Consider the following 13,752-nt stretch of genomic DNA (forward strand, 5'->3'; position numbering starts at 1 on the left):
TTGCATGTTGGAGAACTTTGAAATCTCAGAAAATTACATGTACCGGAAGACGTTGCTTGGCATGGAGTATTATACGCGGATATTTGATCATGAACAACTAGATGATGATGAATATCTTGACAGACTTGTACGGTTCGTTCAGCAGCAAGGGTTGATGGATTCCATTTATGTCTCCAGCCCCTCGACCTACGCTGCACTGCAAAGCTTGGAACAAGGCAGAACATTGAAGTCCAAAAAAAAGCGAAATCTTATCCTTAGTCTAAGCAAGTTCATTTCGCGGGCAATTTGTAGACCAACACCGTTTGGACTGTTCGCGGGAGTAGGCATTTCCCGATTTGAAAACACGGGAGGCGCCGGAGAACATATCGTCTGGGCAACTCCGGATTATAGCCTAATTTACCGCTTAATAGGGCTTTTCCATGGGGATGCGGATGTCCGCAATGAATTGAGACTGAGTGTAAATAACACCTCTTACATTGACCATCACAGGCTCGTCATCTCTTATCAGACTCTGTTTGCAGCAGATCAGGAGGAACGAAGCACTGAAAATATATCTATTCTCAAAACCCCGGTCATAGATTTCATCATGAAGATCCTTGATAACGAGCAGCAGACTTTTCTGCAGCTTATGCAAGCTATAAAAGATGCCTTCGGCGTGGATGACACGATCAGCACAGATTTTTTGCAGCAATTGATAGAACAAGGCTTTTTGGTAAGTGAGATGATTCCCAATCCTCGGGATAGCGCTCCTCTGGAGCATCTGATCCGTACACTAAAGCTGCTTGCTGCTCCCAAGGCAGCATATTACGCAGATATTTTGGAGAGAGTTGAACATGCCATTCAGGACATCACAGTTGCTGCGGTCAAACGCGAAGGCATTGAGGCTGTCCGAAAACTAGTCCAGCTTATCCTTCCCGATTATCAGGGCGACTTGGTCAAAATAGACGTAAGGCTGAATCAGGCAAATGAAATTCACTTGTCGGACAGCGATAGGCAAGCGTTGGCCCTAGTAGCTTCAATATTGAGCATGCTTTCTACGTACAGGAAAGAGGATACACTTTCCGACTATCGTCAGCAATTTACTGAGAAGTACGGAGTATATGAAGAAGTGCCCTTATTGCAGTTGTTCAGTAAGACGTTGGGGCTCGGCAAACCTGAAGAGTACAAGAGCCACTACCAGAACGGAAATAAGTACAGGCATAAGGATGAAGGCAGGTTCCGACAGCTTAAGGCGCTAATTGCGGAGTGGCAGACTGAAGCGCTTGCCAATCATTCGGATATCGTGCTTGACGAGGCCAAAATCCAACAGCTGTCTGAATTGAGTCTGGAGAATGTCCATGTCTCGTTCGATTTGTATTATTCCTGCATGGAGAATGAGCAAGGTGAAGTTACGTTTTATTTAAACAACAGAGCCGGATCATTGGAAGCGTGTCAGAGCTTCGGAAGATTTGCCTACATGTTTGACAAAGATAGCCGTGATGAAATCTTCCGTTTTGTCAGGAACCCGAAGGATCAGAAAGCAGGGGAGAGCGCCGCTGAAATCTCATTTTACCCATTCAGCCCCAAAATAACTAATATTATGACGGCAGGCCCAACACCGGATCAATCCATGGATATGGCCACGTTCCCCGAGAATCGGAGTTTGGACATTTCCAAATTACTGGTAGGGGTAGAGGATTCCGGATACTTTTATCTGAAGCACAGGGAAACAGGCGAACTGGTATTTCCCAAACTCAGCAGCATGTACAATACAGAGCTGGCGCCTTATCTGATCCGGTTTCTGAATGATATTAATCTGCAGTATCAGACCGGATGGTCCCATCTGGAGGAGTATCTCTATGATTCTTCTTTTACACCGAGAGTAACCTATAAAAATATCATCATCTGCCCCAAAAAATGGACATTATATGCGGATAAACAGCTCCAGAGCGAAGAACAGTTTCTGGCCTTTCTGGAGGATTGGATCATAAAGTATAACATTCCGCGATATGTATATTTGGTGGAGCTGGACAATAAGCTGTTGCTGGATTTGGATCGCCATCATCATCGAAAGCTTTTGCACAAAGAATATACCCGGAATCCGGAAGGCAAGGCGGCCGTTATTATGGAAACGGAGAAAGAATTGTTCGCTTCCGCTAACCGATATATGGAGGAGTGCGTATTTTTTTGCAAAAGCCCGATGTTTCAGTACTTGCCGATAGACAGATTGTCTGCACAGGCTACCGATAAAAGCTTAAATAAAGTGCTGAGTTCTTCGGTGAATGCCGTTTATTATCCAGGTTCGGATTGGATATCCCTGCAGGTATATTACAATCAGGAAATGCTAACCGATTTGCTGGGCAGTGCATTTAAGACATTCATGGACAATAGCGCCGAGTACTTCATTGACCAGGTTTTTTTTGTCCAGTATGCAGATAAGGAGCCGCATATCAGGCTAAGGTGCAAAATGTCGGGAAGCGTAGAGCATCAGCGTTTCACGGCCTTGAACTATGTTTTTGATTTCCTGAATACTGTAACCTCGTCCGGATTGGTTAGTTCCTATTCGGTTGTTCCTTACCGGCCTGAAATTTTGCGGTATGGCGGCGCAGCCTTCATTGAACAAGCGGAGAGGTTATTTGCTATCGATTCTTATCTAGTTTCAGGCTATTATGCAGGCAAGAGGTCAATTAATGCAACCGATCAGATGTTATTTTGCTGTACCGGACTTTTTGAGGTTGTGAACTGCGCGTATCCGCTGGCAGAAGATCAATTGAAGGCTATGGCTGCGATTATTGATCCAAAGAAATTCAGACAGGAGTATCGGGAACACAAAGAAGCGCTATTCCAAAGAATTCAACAGACCCGTTCCATATCCTTGCCAGCAAGCGATACAGGCGACAGGTTGCGGCAATACGCTGCATATTTCACGGCTATCCGGGAAGCTGACGACAGAACCAATTATTACGATGATATTATGTTCAGCATCATGCACATGTTCTGCAACAGAGTGTTCGGCCTGGACCGGGAAAAGGAAGAGCTTGCCCTACACCTGTGCTACTACAGTTTGGAAGATTATTTACAGGTAAGCAAATACCATGTTGCTTATTGAGGAGGAGCTTATGGCGGTCAAACAAGTCCCGGGAAATTTATCTGAAATAGTCAGGCAAAGCGCAGAAATTTACAAAGATATAGATACTGTAACCCTGCTAATCAAGAAGCACGCCATGCATGATTACCCTGAAATGGAGCTGATATCATTGGCTTCAGGATATCCCGGGATCAGCCTTCTTCTGGATAAACTAGATGAAGTCTACCCGGGGGAAGGGTGGGATGCGCTTGCTTTCAAGTACAATCAGGAGATTGTGCGCTTAATCGGCAATATACCGTTCCATTCATTGTCACTGTATACCGGATTGGCAGGTGTTATTTATCTGTTCAACGAGTGTTCAAGAGGTTCAACAAGATATACGAATGTGCTCTCACAGACGCTGGATATGTTTCTTAGCAGCTATGGGGAATTCTATGAGGAGACAAGGGGGAAATTGGAAGACTCCTTGATTGAGGATAGCGACTTGGATTTGATTTCAGGATGGACGGGGATTGCAGCTGCATTAATGGAGGTTAAGGAACGCCAAGACAGATACGCTGGGAAGCTGGATGCGGTGCTCCTTAAGATCCTTCAACTGATTACGGATGCTGTAGGCAAGCTGAGACATTTCGGGGAACTTCCCGAACAGACCATTTACTATAATCTTGGCATGGCGCACGGAATTACAGGAGCCATTAATTTGCTGGCTGTTGCACATCTCCGCCGCTACCCGTTAACAGGATTGAGAGAAGTACTGGAAGTTGCCAAGACTTTTCTACTCGGAAATATCAGAGAGTGGAACGGCACCCTTGTCATACCTAATATGTTCACACCGGATGAATCCGCAGAGACTAGTCGGAATCCAGGTTATCACAGAGATGCATGGTGTTACGGCACACCGGGAGCTTCTGTGGCTATGTTCCGGCTGGGATTGGCCCTGGAGGACAAAGCGCTGCAGCAGCAGGCTCTGCAATTGTTCAATACCGTCTACTCCAGACCAGATTCGCTAAGAAAGGTAATTTCACCGACGATCTGTCACGGCTATGCAGGCTTGCTCCTGATTCAGCACCATTTCAGCCGTACGGCAGCCATACCGTTCAAGAATGATTTTTTGCATCGTATGTTATCATACCGGAATACTCAAGAGGCAGTACCCTTTACAGACCTTGAGGGAAGCGTCGATGATCCGTTATCTCTCGATAAAGTAGGGCTGCTCGATGGATGTGCAGGTGTATTGCTGACACTGCTGACCTGTGATAATGAGAACTTGAGTACATGGAAGCAGATGCTGGTATTTAGCTAAAAGGAGGAGACGGTAATGTTCATTTTATTAAAAGAAATTATTACAGTCATGGTGGGACTGATTACCGATTTTCTCTCTTTTCAACTGGATGCATATTTTTATATTTGGTTTCTGGTCCTGTTTATTTCAAGCTTGGCAGCGACCCTGGTTCAACGAAGCGAAGGGACTATTACCTACAGCACAGCCGAATGTGTCGGAATAAATGTGCTAGTTGTCGTATTATACCTAGTAATCGGTACAATTTTGGCCAGATACTTTGCAAGTTTTGAGGATCAGCAGATTGTTGCTGGAGATAAGATTATGCTGTATAAAATTTCTTTTATGCTTACATCCGCTGTAATTATAGTGGATATTATACTAGATAGGTTGAAGAGAGGGCGGAAATTCTCCTACTCTTTGGAGTTTCTTGCCGGAAGCGCCGTGTGCTTCTTACTGTTCCAATTAAGCAACCAAACGGACTGGATAGGAACCAAGCTGTCGCTCTCCTATATTGTCATGGTAGCGATAGCCGCAGGTGTCTATACAATGGCAATGAAGTTTTTGCTAGAATACGAAAATCACAAAGAGAAATAGGTGATTAAGCCATAATGGAATTGAATATGGAGAGCACGGCATATAAAAAGATTGGTGAAGAAAAACAAACGGCCCATTCCTTGCTGGAGTTAATCAAAATTGCGAGATGGCCCAAGCTTGCGCTTGCTTGGAGCATCGTATTTACACTGATTTCCGCCGCTTTTTCATTAGTATTGCCGATCATTACAGGCAAGCTTGTCGATAAGATCTCAGCTATGGAGCTGACGATCCAGACCGCAGCTGTGCTTATTTCGCTGTTTCTGGCCGGAGGGATTTTAAACGCCGTGTCTTCTCTGCTCCTCAGATATGTGGGGAGCAAGTTTTTTCAGGAACTGCGACTGAAAATTTGGGAAAAAATTATCCATTTGCCGGTTAATTATTTTGATAACAACGAGAACGGCAAAATCATCAGCAGAATGACGAACGACCTTGCTATTGTAAGTAATTTTCTGGCTATCACTCTGCCTTCTATTCTGGCTGATGTCCTGATGGTCACTGGTTGCATCATCATGTTATTTGTGTTGGATTGGAGATTAATGAGTGTACTCGTTGCTCTGATTCCTATAACGGCGCTACTAATCTATCCCATTGGAAGAAGGATGAATAGAGTAGCGATTGAGGCACAGGATGCAGCCGCAGATTTTTCCGGTGAGTTATCCAAAATTCTCTATAACATCAGATTCATTAAAGCGACGACGTCGGAAAAGCTTGAAATGAAATATACTCGGGAGATACTTGGACGTATCTTTCGCTTGAACATCAAAGAGGGAATATTGTCAGCTGTCATTGAGCCGATTGTCACAATTATCATCATGCTAGCTTTGGTAGGAATGTTTTGGTATGGAAGCGCCGGCGTTGCCGCTGGACATATCACTACAGGTACTTTGGTATCCATGATCTTTTATTTGTTTACAATGGTTTCGCCTCTGACCCAGCTCAGCAGTTTTTTCTCGCAGTATCAGAAGGCCAAGGGAGCAAGTAAGGAAATTTATACCATATATAACCAGCAGGATGAGAAGCAAGAAAAGTTAGGCAGTGTGCCGGACATGAAAAGTCATGATCAGAATTCGGATATCCTGCATTTTGCCAATGTTTCTTTCTCGTACAACCAGGGCCAACCGGTATTATCCAACGTGGAGTTAACCTTCAGAGGCGGTACCACTACAGCGATCGTAGGGCCTTCCGGCTCGGGAAAAACAACAATATTTTCTTTAATAGAGAAATTTTACTCAGAATATAATGGAGAAATCTATTACAATAATGTATATTTGGATAAGATTAGGACGGAAGAATGGCGTCGCAAAATATCCTATGTTATGCAGGATAGTGACTTACTGGTAGGATCAGTGAGAGACAATCTGGTATATGGCCTAAACAGAGACGCGGATGACCATGAGATTTATGCGGCTCTTGATACAGTAGGCTTGAAGGAGGTAATTTATCAATTACCGGATGGTTTGGATACCTTTGTTGGAGAAAGGGGAGTCAAATTATCGGGGGGACAGAAGCAGCGAATCCAGATTGCCAGATGCTTGCTTTCAGACCATGAGATTCTGCTGTTTGATGAAGCTACCGCCAATCTGGATAGCGAGTCAGAGCAGCTTGTACATGATGTAATCAAGCTTCTCTCCAAGAATAAAATGACCATTGTTATCGCTCATCGTTTGTCAACCATCTACAAAGCGGACCAGATAATCTTTTTGGATAAAGGAGAAGTAACGGGGGTAGGCACGCATCACGAATTAATGAGTTGGCATGATAAATATCGTGATTATGTTCAATTCCAGCTTCCCGCACAATTAAGTTAGGGAGGGGCAGTGGCGTTGTATCATCAATTGTCAACGTGGATCGTTGATAAATACTTTCAAGACGAAGAATTGGAAGCGGAGAAGCGTGCTTATGTGCTTTATTATCTGGAGAACATACTGGCTGGCACAGAAAAAATACTTCTTGTATTGGTCAGTGCCTGTTTGCTCAGTGTATTAGCCGAAACGGCTGCGATTCTGCTTTCCTATACAGTGGTCCGGCGAAAGTCTTTTGGCTGGCATGCTCGCAAGTCGCATCATTGCACCTGGGTCAGTCTACTGACCTTTGTGTTTGTTCCCTGGCTCTTAAAGGAAGTAGAATGGAACCGCATTTTTTTGGCGACGCTCTGTCTGCTTTCTATCATTCTGATTGCCAGATACGCTCCGGCCGATACGGAGTGCAATCCATTGGTGGATCCGAAGTTCAGAAGACTATGCAGATTACAAGCTATCTTTTTAAGTATAGTGTTTGTTTTCGTGGCCATCGCACTAGATTTTTATCCTTGGTTAATATTCGGGCTGTTTCTTGAAGCAGTTGTCATCACACCAGTATTCTATTCCATAATGAGAAGGAGTTATGCCAATTATGAACAATATCAAGAATATTAAAGAACACAGAAACAACCATAACCAGAGACTCAAGACTAAGCTACTGGAGCATATGAGTAAAAGAGGTGAAGGAGGAGGGATTTGTTTCGGGTTGTTCTATGAACCAGTCAATCCAAAAGTTCGGAAATTGATCAAAAAATGATTACATCTGGCATTTATTTTTTGCAATACACCAGCTATCTTGTAATATATCATATGGTCAGCGGCAATGGTCTAAGCGTTTTCCGTATGAATTATAAGCTGCTGCTGTTTTTGGTCATGTATTATTTTATCGGAATAACAGCTCTGGATAACTTCGGACTGATTGTTTACCTATTTCTATCTGTGCTACTGGCATTATACGGGTGGTTGACCGACAAATATGAATCCTTGTGGGTCATAGGCTTCTACGCCATCCTTACCATCTTTATTACGACACTGCTGGGTTATTTCATAACGGTAATTAGCTATGCGGTTCCTTATGAATATAAAAACAAATGGACGGCGCCCTTCCTAACCGCTTGTTCACCTCCGCTGATCTACTTGGCGCTCCGAAAGCTTGTGTCTTATTTGTTTCCTACTCCGGCGGTCAGGCTTTTGAAGTTATATCGGATTAAGCTTATCGTCGGAGCTTCTTTAATCTTGGTCTTGGGGATCATCGGACTCGGACTCATTATCTATTCGGAGTGTGAAAGCAACAATCCGTATCCAAGCAGATTAAAGATTGTGTTGATGCTGATCGGCTTGACCTCCATCTTCCTGATGACGATCAATTGGCTGTATCGCTTCCTGCGTGAACGTGAGCTAGAGAAGAACAAGACGGAACAATACCTGCAGCTGGAGGCTTATATTATGGAGATTGAAAAAATGTACGAAGACATCCGCGGCTTCAGACATGACTATACCAATATCCTGTTAATGCTGGACGAGGGGATCAGAACTGGGGATTTGGCAATGATCAAGCGGATATATGAGAGTTCTATCCAACCTACTGCTTCACAGTTGAACGGATATTCCTATAGTCTGGATAACCTGATTAATCTGGACGTGAGTGAGCTCAAGAGTATTATTACTTCCAAGATGCTGGTGGCAAAGAAGCGTGGAATTGACGTGAAACTGGAAATTGAGAGCGGTATCAGTGAAATGTATATGGATATTATAGACCTTTGCAGAGTAATCTCTTGTTTCCTGGACAATGCAATCGATGCAGCACTGGAGACCTGTAATCCGTCCATAAATATTGTGCTGATCCATGAAGACGATATTCAGACGGTGACGATACGAAACTCTTATAATCAGTCTGCACTTGACGGGATTAAGGTGAATGATCTCTACAAACGGAACTTTTCAACGAAAGCGGACAATCGGGGTCTTGGCTTGTACAATATAGCAAAGGTGCTGCGCAGCAACAAGTATGTCACTTTGGATACCAAAAAGGAACCGGATTTTTTCACGCAAACATTAATTATAAAGAGAGCGACATCATGAATATTTTTATCCTGGAAGATCAGTTTATCCAGCAGCGCATAATGGAAAAGATGGTCCGTAAAAGCTGCGAGGAACTTGGCATCTGCTGCAGCAATCTCATTGTCACCAGTAAGCCGGATCTCCTGCTTTTTGAATCTAAAGCTTGTGCGAATAACTTGTATTTCCTTGATATTGAAATCTCGGGTTGCCAGATGAAGGGACTGGAAGTTGCCCAGGAAATCAGAAAATATGATATGTATGGGCATATTGTCTTTGTAACTACCCACGGTCATCTGTCTCCGCTTACCTTCCAATACAAGGTAGCAGCTCTTGATTTCATTATCAAGGATGCTACCCAGGATGAAATGAAAAAAAAAGTCAGAGAAGTTCTTGCTGTTGCCCATCAAAGAAAGCCTGTATTGGATGTCAACGATTGGTTTATACTCGACAATAAATTTACGAAATTTCAAATTTCCTTCTCCAGCATTTATTACTTTGAAACAACCGGTGTTCCCCACAAAATCCGTCTGGTTTCCGAAAACAGAACTCTTGAGTTTTACGGCGATTTGAAAGATATTGAGGCTAAGGACCCAAGGTTGTTCCGGTGTCATCGGGCATTTATCGTAAACCTGATGAAGGTGGAATCTATAGATAAGAGCAAGAAGGAGATCATTTTTCAAACCAATCAGAATTCCGGAGAAGCAAGGCGCATTATTCCCGTTTCCCGCCAATTGTTGAAACACCTCCTAGATAAGATGGGAGACCAGAGCCTCCTGAACAGACCTGTTTACGAATAGAATAGATACGGAGGGCATAGTCCTTCGGGAAGAAAAGGGGAGGAATATGGAACAAAGGTTATCCGTTCAAGCAGAGGTGAAAGGCATTGATGCCACCAGTTTAAAATTAATTGCAGTATTGGCAATGCTAATTGATCATATTGGAGGGCTATTTTTTGCCGATTTTTTGGGCTTTCAGGTGGTAGGCAGAATTACATTGCCTATCATGGCTTTTTTTGTAGCCGAAGGATATATCCATACCAGAAGCTTCAAAAAATATACAATGCGCCTTGCTCTAACCGGGCTAGCCAGTGTGGTGCCTTACGGATTGGTATTTAAAGATTGGTATACTTCGGGAAACATCATGCTAACGTTGTTGATGGGCCTACTGGCAATATGGTTCTATGACAACACGACCAATCCTGTACTTAAATACTTGGCGATTTCGGCTCTTTGCGTAGTCTCTTTTTTGGGAGACTGGAGTGTAATTGGAGTGCTCCTGGTTCTGGCTTTCTATGTGGCTCGCAAACAACAGAAGATTTACAACGGATGGATTATTGCAATAATTGCGCTTATGTTCATTTTCGGAGTCATCATTATATGGGCTGTTCCCGATTCGCTCAGCATCATGGGCATCAACGCCAGCACAATGAACGAATATCTTTATCCGTTTGCGATCGGCGGGGCCTGTATTTTTGCACTCCCTCTGCTATCCCGATATAATGGAGAGAGGGGAAAAGGCCCACGAACCTTTTTCTATTTGTTTTATCCGCTGCATTTGCTCGCGCTTTATCTGCTGAAGTTGGCTATTGATTATTACATATAAGAAGGGCTGTCTAATAAGTAACTAAAATAAAAAATTGGACGGGAAACGACATGTTTTCCGTCTATTTTTTGCGGTTTGACGAACTATTCGATGTTGATGAAGGAAGGAATACTTTGAAGATTAAAGGAGGAGCAGCATGAAGATTATGCCTTTACAGAAACGTGGAATCTCCGATAGTCGGCTGGCGCTTGGTTGTATGCCTTTTGGTGGTGAATGGAGCCATGCACCGTTTACGCAGGAGCATGTCGTTGAAGCAGAGAGAGCTGTAGAAGCTGCACAATCCATTGGGATTACAATGTTCGATCATGCGGATATCTATCGTATGGGGAAAGCGGAAGAAATTTTCGGTCAGATCTTAAAGGGACAGCCGGGCTTGCGTGAACAGATCGTAATTCAGTCCAAATGTGGCATTTTTCTGCCAGATGGTACGCTCCCCGGCCGTTTTGATTTCTCATATGCCCATATTATGGAGTCCGTGGATGGTATCCTGAAGCGCCTGGGTACGGAATATTTGGACATCCTGCTGCTGCATCGCCCCGATCCGCTGGTAGAGCCGGAAGAAGTAGCGAAGGCGTTCAGTGAGCTTACAGCATCCGGCAAAGTAAGGCATTTTGGCGTTTCCAATATGAATGTAAGCCAAATTCGGTTTCTGGAGCGTAGCCTGACGGAGCCGCTGATCGCTAATCAGCTGGAGATGAGCCTGGCGCATCTGCATTTTGTAGATCAGACCGTACATGTGAACCAGCAGGCGGGGACGAATGTACATTTTGGCGAAGGTTTGCTGGAATTTTGCCAAACCGAGGATATTCAGCTCCAAGCCTGGGGACCGCTAGCGCAGGGACGTTTTAGCGGAGGTTCTTTGGAAGGGGAGCCTGAGCATGTCGTTAAGACGGCAGAGCTGGTGCAGAAGCTGGCTTCTGAAAAGGAAACGACATGTGAAGCGATCGTCCTGGGCTGGCTTATGAAACATCCAGCACGGATTCAGCCTGTCATTGGCAGCGCCAATCCTGAACGTATCAAAGCATGTCAGGATGCGGAACGCCAGAGCGAGCTGATGACCCGTGAGGAATGGTATGAATTGTACGTCAGTGCGCGCGGACAAGCCTTGCCATAACTCGTTTAAAGGCCCCTCCCTTCGTCTCATTAACAGACGGAGGGAGGGCCTATTTACATGGATGCATCTCATATTGCCTTAGTAACTATTCCTCTTCGTAGCGTGCAAGGGCCTTGGCCGTTGTTTCCTTCATTCGTGAGATCAGCCGGGAGCCTTGGACGACCTTGACACGTTTGCCAAGGAAACGGATTTTGGATAGCACATATTCACATTCGTCTGCCTGGAAAGTGAGTGTGATACGATAGGTATCTGCTTCCTGAACATATTCGACCTCTTTTTCAAAGCAGGAAAAAGCATATAGAATACGTGACATTTCCCCGTTGTATATAGGAATAATTTCGATGATGCCTTGCTCTTTGCGCGACTCCAGTATACCGTGTATACGTTGGGTGAATTTTTCGGCCTCTTCGGGTAGAAGCTCATCTTCCGTGATGTTCACGATATTAGACAGCTTGGTAGACATGAGCGCACGGTGTCTGCGGTTATACCACAGTAGGCTCCATTCTTTTTTGACCATGGAGAACTCCAGCTTATATGGAAAACCGGACATTCGCTCATGCATGCGTCCGTTGCGCAGTTTGTAGGTCATACAGATGCCTGAACGGGATCGCAGAATGGGACGCAATTCACGCAGGAGTGGATGGTATACCGAGACAGCAGGGATACCTGCTTTTTCCCGCAAACTTCCATCAGCCTCCAGCGGCTCGTCGTCTGCGAGCATCTGCCGAAGCTTATTAAGCGTAGACGGGGTGAAAGCCTCTATTGCTGCCGAGTCTGCCAGCATAGATTGGAGCCAGACTCTTTCCTGCGATGTGGTAGCAAAAGCGCCCGATTCATCCAGCCGAGAGACGATCTGGTAGTTAAATATTTTCTCGAACAGGCTCATAATAGGCTTGCAGCTCCTTCCATTCCTGTCTGAATTCCTTACGCAGCCGCTGAGGCTCCAATACCTCACAGCTTGATCCAAAGCTGCGAATCCACGGTTTAATCTCGGTGATTCCATTCACTGTGATTTCATAGATAAAGGATTCACTTTCTTCCTCCGTAATCGTACCCCATTGTCCCTGTGACAGCACACGTTCCCGAATAAAGTTGCGCTTCGCACCTTCAGGATTAAAAAAACGTACCCGTACCTTCACAGGACGACCGGTATCAACAAGCCAGCTGTACCGCATTTTTTCTTCCAATACCGCTAGCAGGTCGGCATGAAACTGCTCGGGTACAGGCTTGCCCTCCACCAATTGAGTCATGCCCTCCATACGAAATTTCATGATTCCTTTACCGCCTACATGACCAAGCACATACCAACGTCCATATTGATGATCATAGATGACTTGCAGGGGCAGAATGGTGTGTTCACGGCCCTCCGTCTCTTTTTCAAACAGCGGGTTTGTGTTCTGTGACCCGTAGATGCTTCGTTTGGATGTCGAAAAATATAAAAAAGTTACACAGCGGCGTTGCCGAATGGCGTGTAGAAGCGGATGAATATGGGCTTCGTCCAGAATACGTGAATAATAGTGGTATTTATATAAAAAAGGTTCGGCCATATCCCGATCTCCGGTTTGACGGCGCATGGCTTTTTTTAGATGATCTCGCAACAGATATCCCTGAACAGAGGGAAGCTGGGTGTTGGCCATAATGTCTACAAAATCATATAAGTCCAGCAATTCCTCGTCCGTCAGTCCTGTCACCAGATCGTTGCGAACAGCATAGCGGTAAGGTCTGCCACCGGGTTCCTTGCGAACTACGCCGACTTCGACCAGATATTTCAGGTCGGAACGGATCGTCTTCTCATCCGGTAGCGAACTGTCGGAAGGCAGTCCGTTGCAGCAAGCATCCAGCAATTCCATAGTGGTCATAGGCTGTGACTGTAACGCTGTCAGCAGAAGAGTTAAGCGGACGCTTTCTGATTCCTTGAGAGATTTGGCCCGAAACAAGAATAGTAGTAGTGGATCAGCGGATTCGTAGTAATTAAAGCGCAGCATCTCATTAAAATCATGTCCCTGGTTCTCAGGCAACTGCTGTTGAACAGAGTGGACGATTTCCTTGAGACGCCGGATTGTTTTATCAAAGGTGTGCACCGAAATGCCCAGTCTGTCTGCAAATTGCTGCCGATTATAAGCGCCGCTGGTCAATGTGAGCATACGCAGGAATTGAATTTCTTTATCAAAACTCTCTCTCGCCATGATGCATTCCCCGTTTCTATTGCCGTTCTCCGAAAGCAAGTATCCCT

11 protein-coding genes are annotated in these 13,752 nt (G+C 44.8%); 9 read left to right on the top strand and 2 right to left on the bottom strand.

Annotation, left to right across the window (positions count from 1 at the left end; translation table 11 throughout):
- Nucleotides 1–4 precede the first annotated feature (4 nt).
- The 9 genes from NSQ68_RS04555 to NSQ68_RS04595 all read left to right on the top strand — a co-directional run bounded on the left by NSQ68_RS04555 (nt 5) and on the right by NSQ68_RS04595 (nt 11,519).
- Entirely contained in the window at nt 5–3,088 is a 3,084-nt protein-coding gene (locus tag NSQ68_RS04555) for a lantibiotic dehydratase (RefSeq protein WP_342428112.1), read from the top strand.
- A gap of 10 nt (nt 3,089–3,098) precedes the next feature.
- The gene (locus NSQ68_RS04560) at nt 3,099–4,370 is read left to right on the top strand and encodes a lanthionine synthetase C family protein (RefSeq protein WP_107735013.1); all 1,272 of its coding nucleotides are present in this window, start codon (nt 3,099–3,101) and stop codon (nt 4,368–4,370) included.
- Between the two features lie 15 nt (nt 4,371–4,385).
- A complete protein-coding gene (locus NSQ68_RS04565) occupies nt 4,386–4,943 on the top strand; it encodes a DUF5823 family protein (protein ID WP_016819877.1) in 558 nt (185 codons plus the stop codon).
- 14 nt (nt 4,944–4,957) lie between these two features.
- Nucleotides 4,958–6,751: an ABC transporter ATP-binding protein gene (locus NSQ68_RS04570; protein ID WP_342428113.1), complete on the top strand. Its 1,794-nt coding sequence runs from the start codon at nt 4,958–4,960 to the stop codon at nt 6,749–6,751.
- A 9-nt stretch (nt 6,752–6,760) separates the two neighbouring features.
- Complete coding sequence (locus tag NSQ68_RS04575; RefSeq protein WP_342428114.1) at nt 6,761–7,357, top strand: accessory gene regulator AgrB; 597 nt, start codon at nt 6,761–6,763, stop codon at nt 7,355–7,357.
- Between the two features lie 228 nt (nt 7,358–7,585).
- Entirely contained in the window at nt 7,586–8,824 is a 1,239-nt protein-coding gene (locus tag NSQ68_RS04580) for a GHKL domain-containing protein (protein WP_307353935.1), read from the top strand.
- Nucleotides 8,821–9,600, top strand: coding sequence for a LytTR family DNA-binding domain-containing protein (locus NSQ68_RS04585; RefSeq protein WP_307353934.1), 780 nt, complete (start codon nt 8,821–8,823; stop codon nt 9,598–9,600). Before NSQ68_RS04580 ends, NSQ68_RS04585 begins: the two co-directional genes overlap by 4 nt.
- Nucleotides 9,601–9,646: 46 nt before the next feature.
- Complete coding sequence (locus NSQ68_RS04590; RefSeq protein WP_307353932.1) at nt 9,647–10,405, top strand: TraX family protein; 759 nt, start codon at nt 9,647–9,649, stop codon at nt 10,403–10,405.
- A gap of 136 nt (nt 10,406–10,541) precedes the next feature.
- Nucleotides 10,542–11,519, top strand: a complete 978-nt coding sequence (locus tag NSQ68_RS04595) for an aldo/keto reductase (RefSeq protein ID WP_342428115.1) — start codon at nt 10,542–10,544, stop codon at nt 11,517–11,519.
- A gap of 85 nt (nt 11,520–11,604) precedes the next feature.
- Here the strand turns inward: NSQ68_RS04595 and NSQ68_RS04600 are convergent, their stop codons facing one another.
- Nucleotides 11,605–12,405 (bottom strand): WYL domain-containing protein, encoded by an 801-nt coding sequence (locus NSQ68_RS04600; protein WP_342428116.1) that lies wholly within the window; start codon nt 12,403–12,405, stop codon nt 11,605–11,607.
- Nucleotides 12,380–13,705, bottom strand: coding sequence for a WYL domain-containing protein (locus tag NSQ68_RS04605; RefSeq protein WP_342428117.1), 1,326 nt, complete (start codon nt 13,703–13,705; stop codon nt 12,380–12,382). Before NSQ68_RS04605 ends, NSQ68_RS04600 begins: the two co-directional genes overlap by 26 nt.
- Nucleotides 13,706–13,752: the final 47 nt, after the last annotated feature.

This window comes from Paenibacillus sp. FSL L8-0158, from assembly GCF_038592965.1.
Lineage (GTDB): Bacteria > Bacillota > Bacilli > Paenibacillales > Paenibacillaceae > Paenibacillus > Paenibacillus polymyxa_D.

Excerpts from the sequence above, each read along its gene's own strand:
- NSQ68_RS04590 (WP_307353932.1), top strand. The coding sequence starts at position 9,647 with ATGGAACAAAGGTTATCCGTTCAAGCAGAGGTGAAAGGCATTGATGCC.
- NSQ68_RS04555 (WP_342428112.1), top strand. The coding sequence starts at position 5 with ATGTTGGAGAACTTTGAAATCTCAGAAAATTACATGTACCGGAAGACG.
- NSQ68_RS04605 (WP_342428117.1), bottom strand. The coding sequence starts at position 13,705 with ATGGCGAGAGAGAGTTTTGATAAAGAAATTCAATTCCTGCGTATGCTC.
- NSQ68_RS04570 (WP_342428113.1), top strand. The coding sequence starts at position 4,958 with ATGGAATTGAATATGGAGAGCACGGCATATAAAAAGATTGGTGAAGAA.
- NSQ68_RS04585 (WP_307353934.1), top strand. The coding sequence starts at position 8,821 with ATGAATATTTTTATCCTGGAAGATCAGTTTATCCAGCAGCGCATAATG.
- NSQ68_RS04560 (WP_107735013.1), top strand. The coding sequence starts at position 3,099 with ATGGCGGTCAAACAAGTCCCGGGAAATTTATCTGAAATAGTCAGGCAA.
- NSQ68_RS04595 (WP_342428115.1), top strand. The coding sequence starts at position 10,542 with ATGAAGATTATGCCTTTACAGAAACGTGGAATCTCCGATAGTCGGCTG.
- NSQ68_RS04565 (WP_016819877.1), top strand. The coding sequence starts at position 4,386 with ATGTTCATTTTATTAAAAGAAATTATTACAGTCATGGTGGGACTGATT.
- NSQ68_RS04600 (WP_342428116.1), bottom strand. The coding sequence starts at position 12,405 with ATGAGCCTGTTCGAGAAAATATTTAACTACCAGATCGTCTCTCGGCTG.
- NSQ68_RS04580 (WP_307353935.1), top strand. The coding sequence starts at position 7,586 with ATGAATTATAAGCTGCTGCTGTTTTTGGTCATGTATTATTTTATCGGA.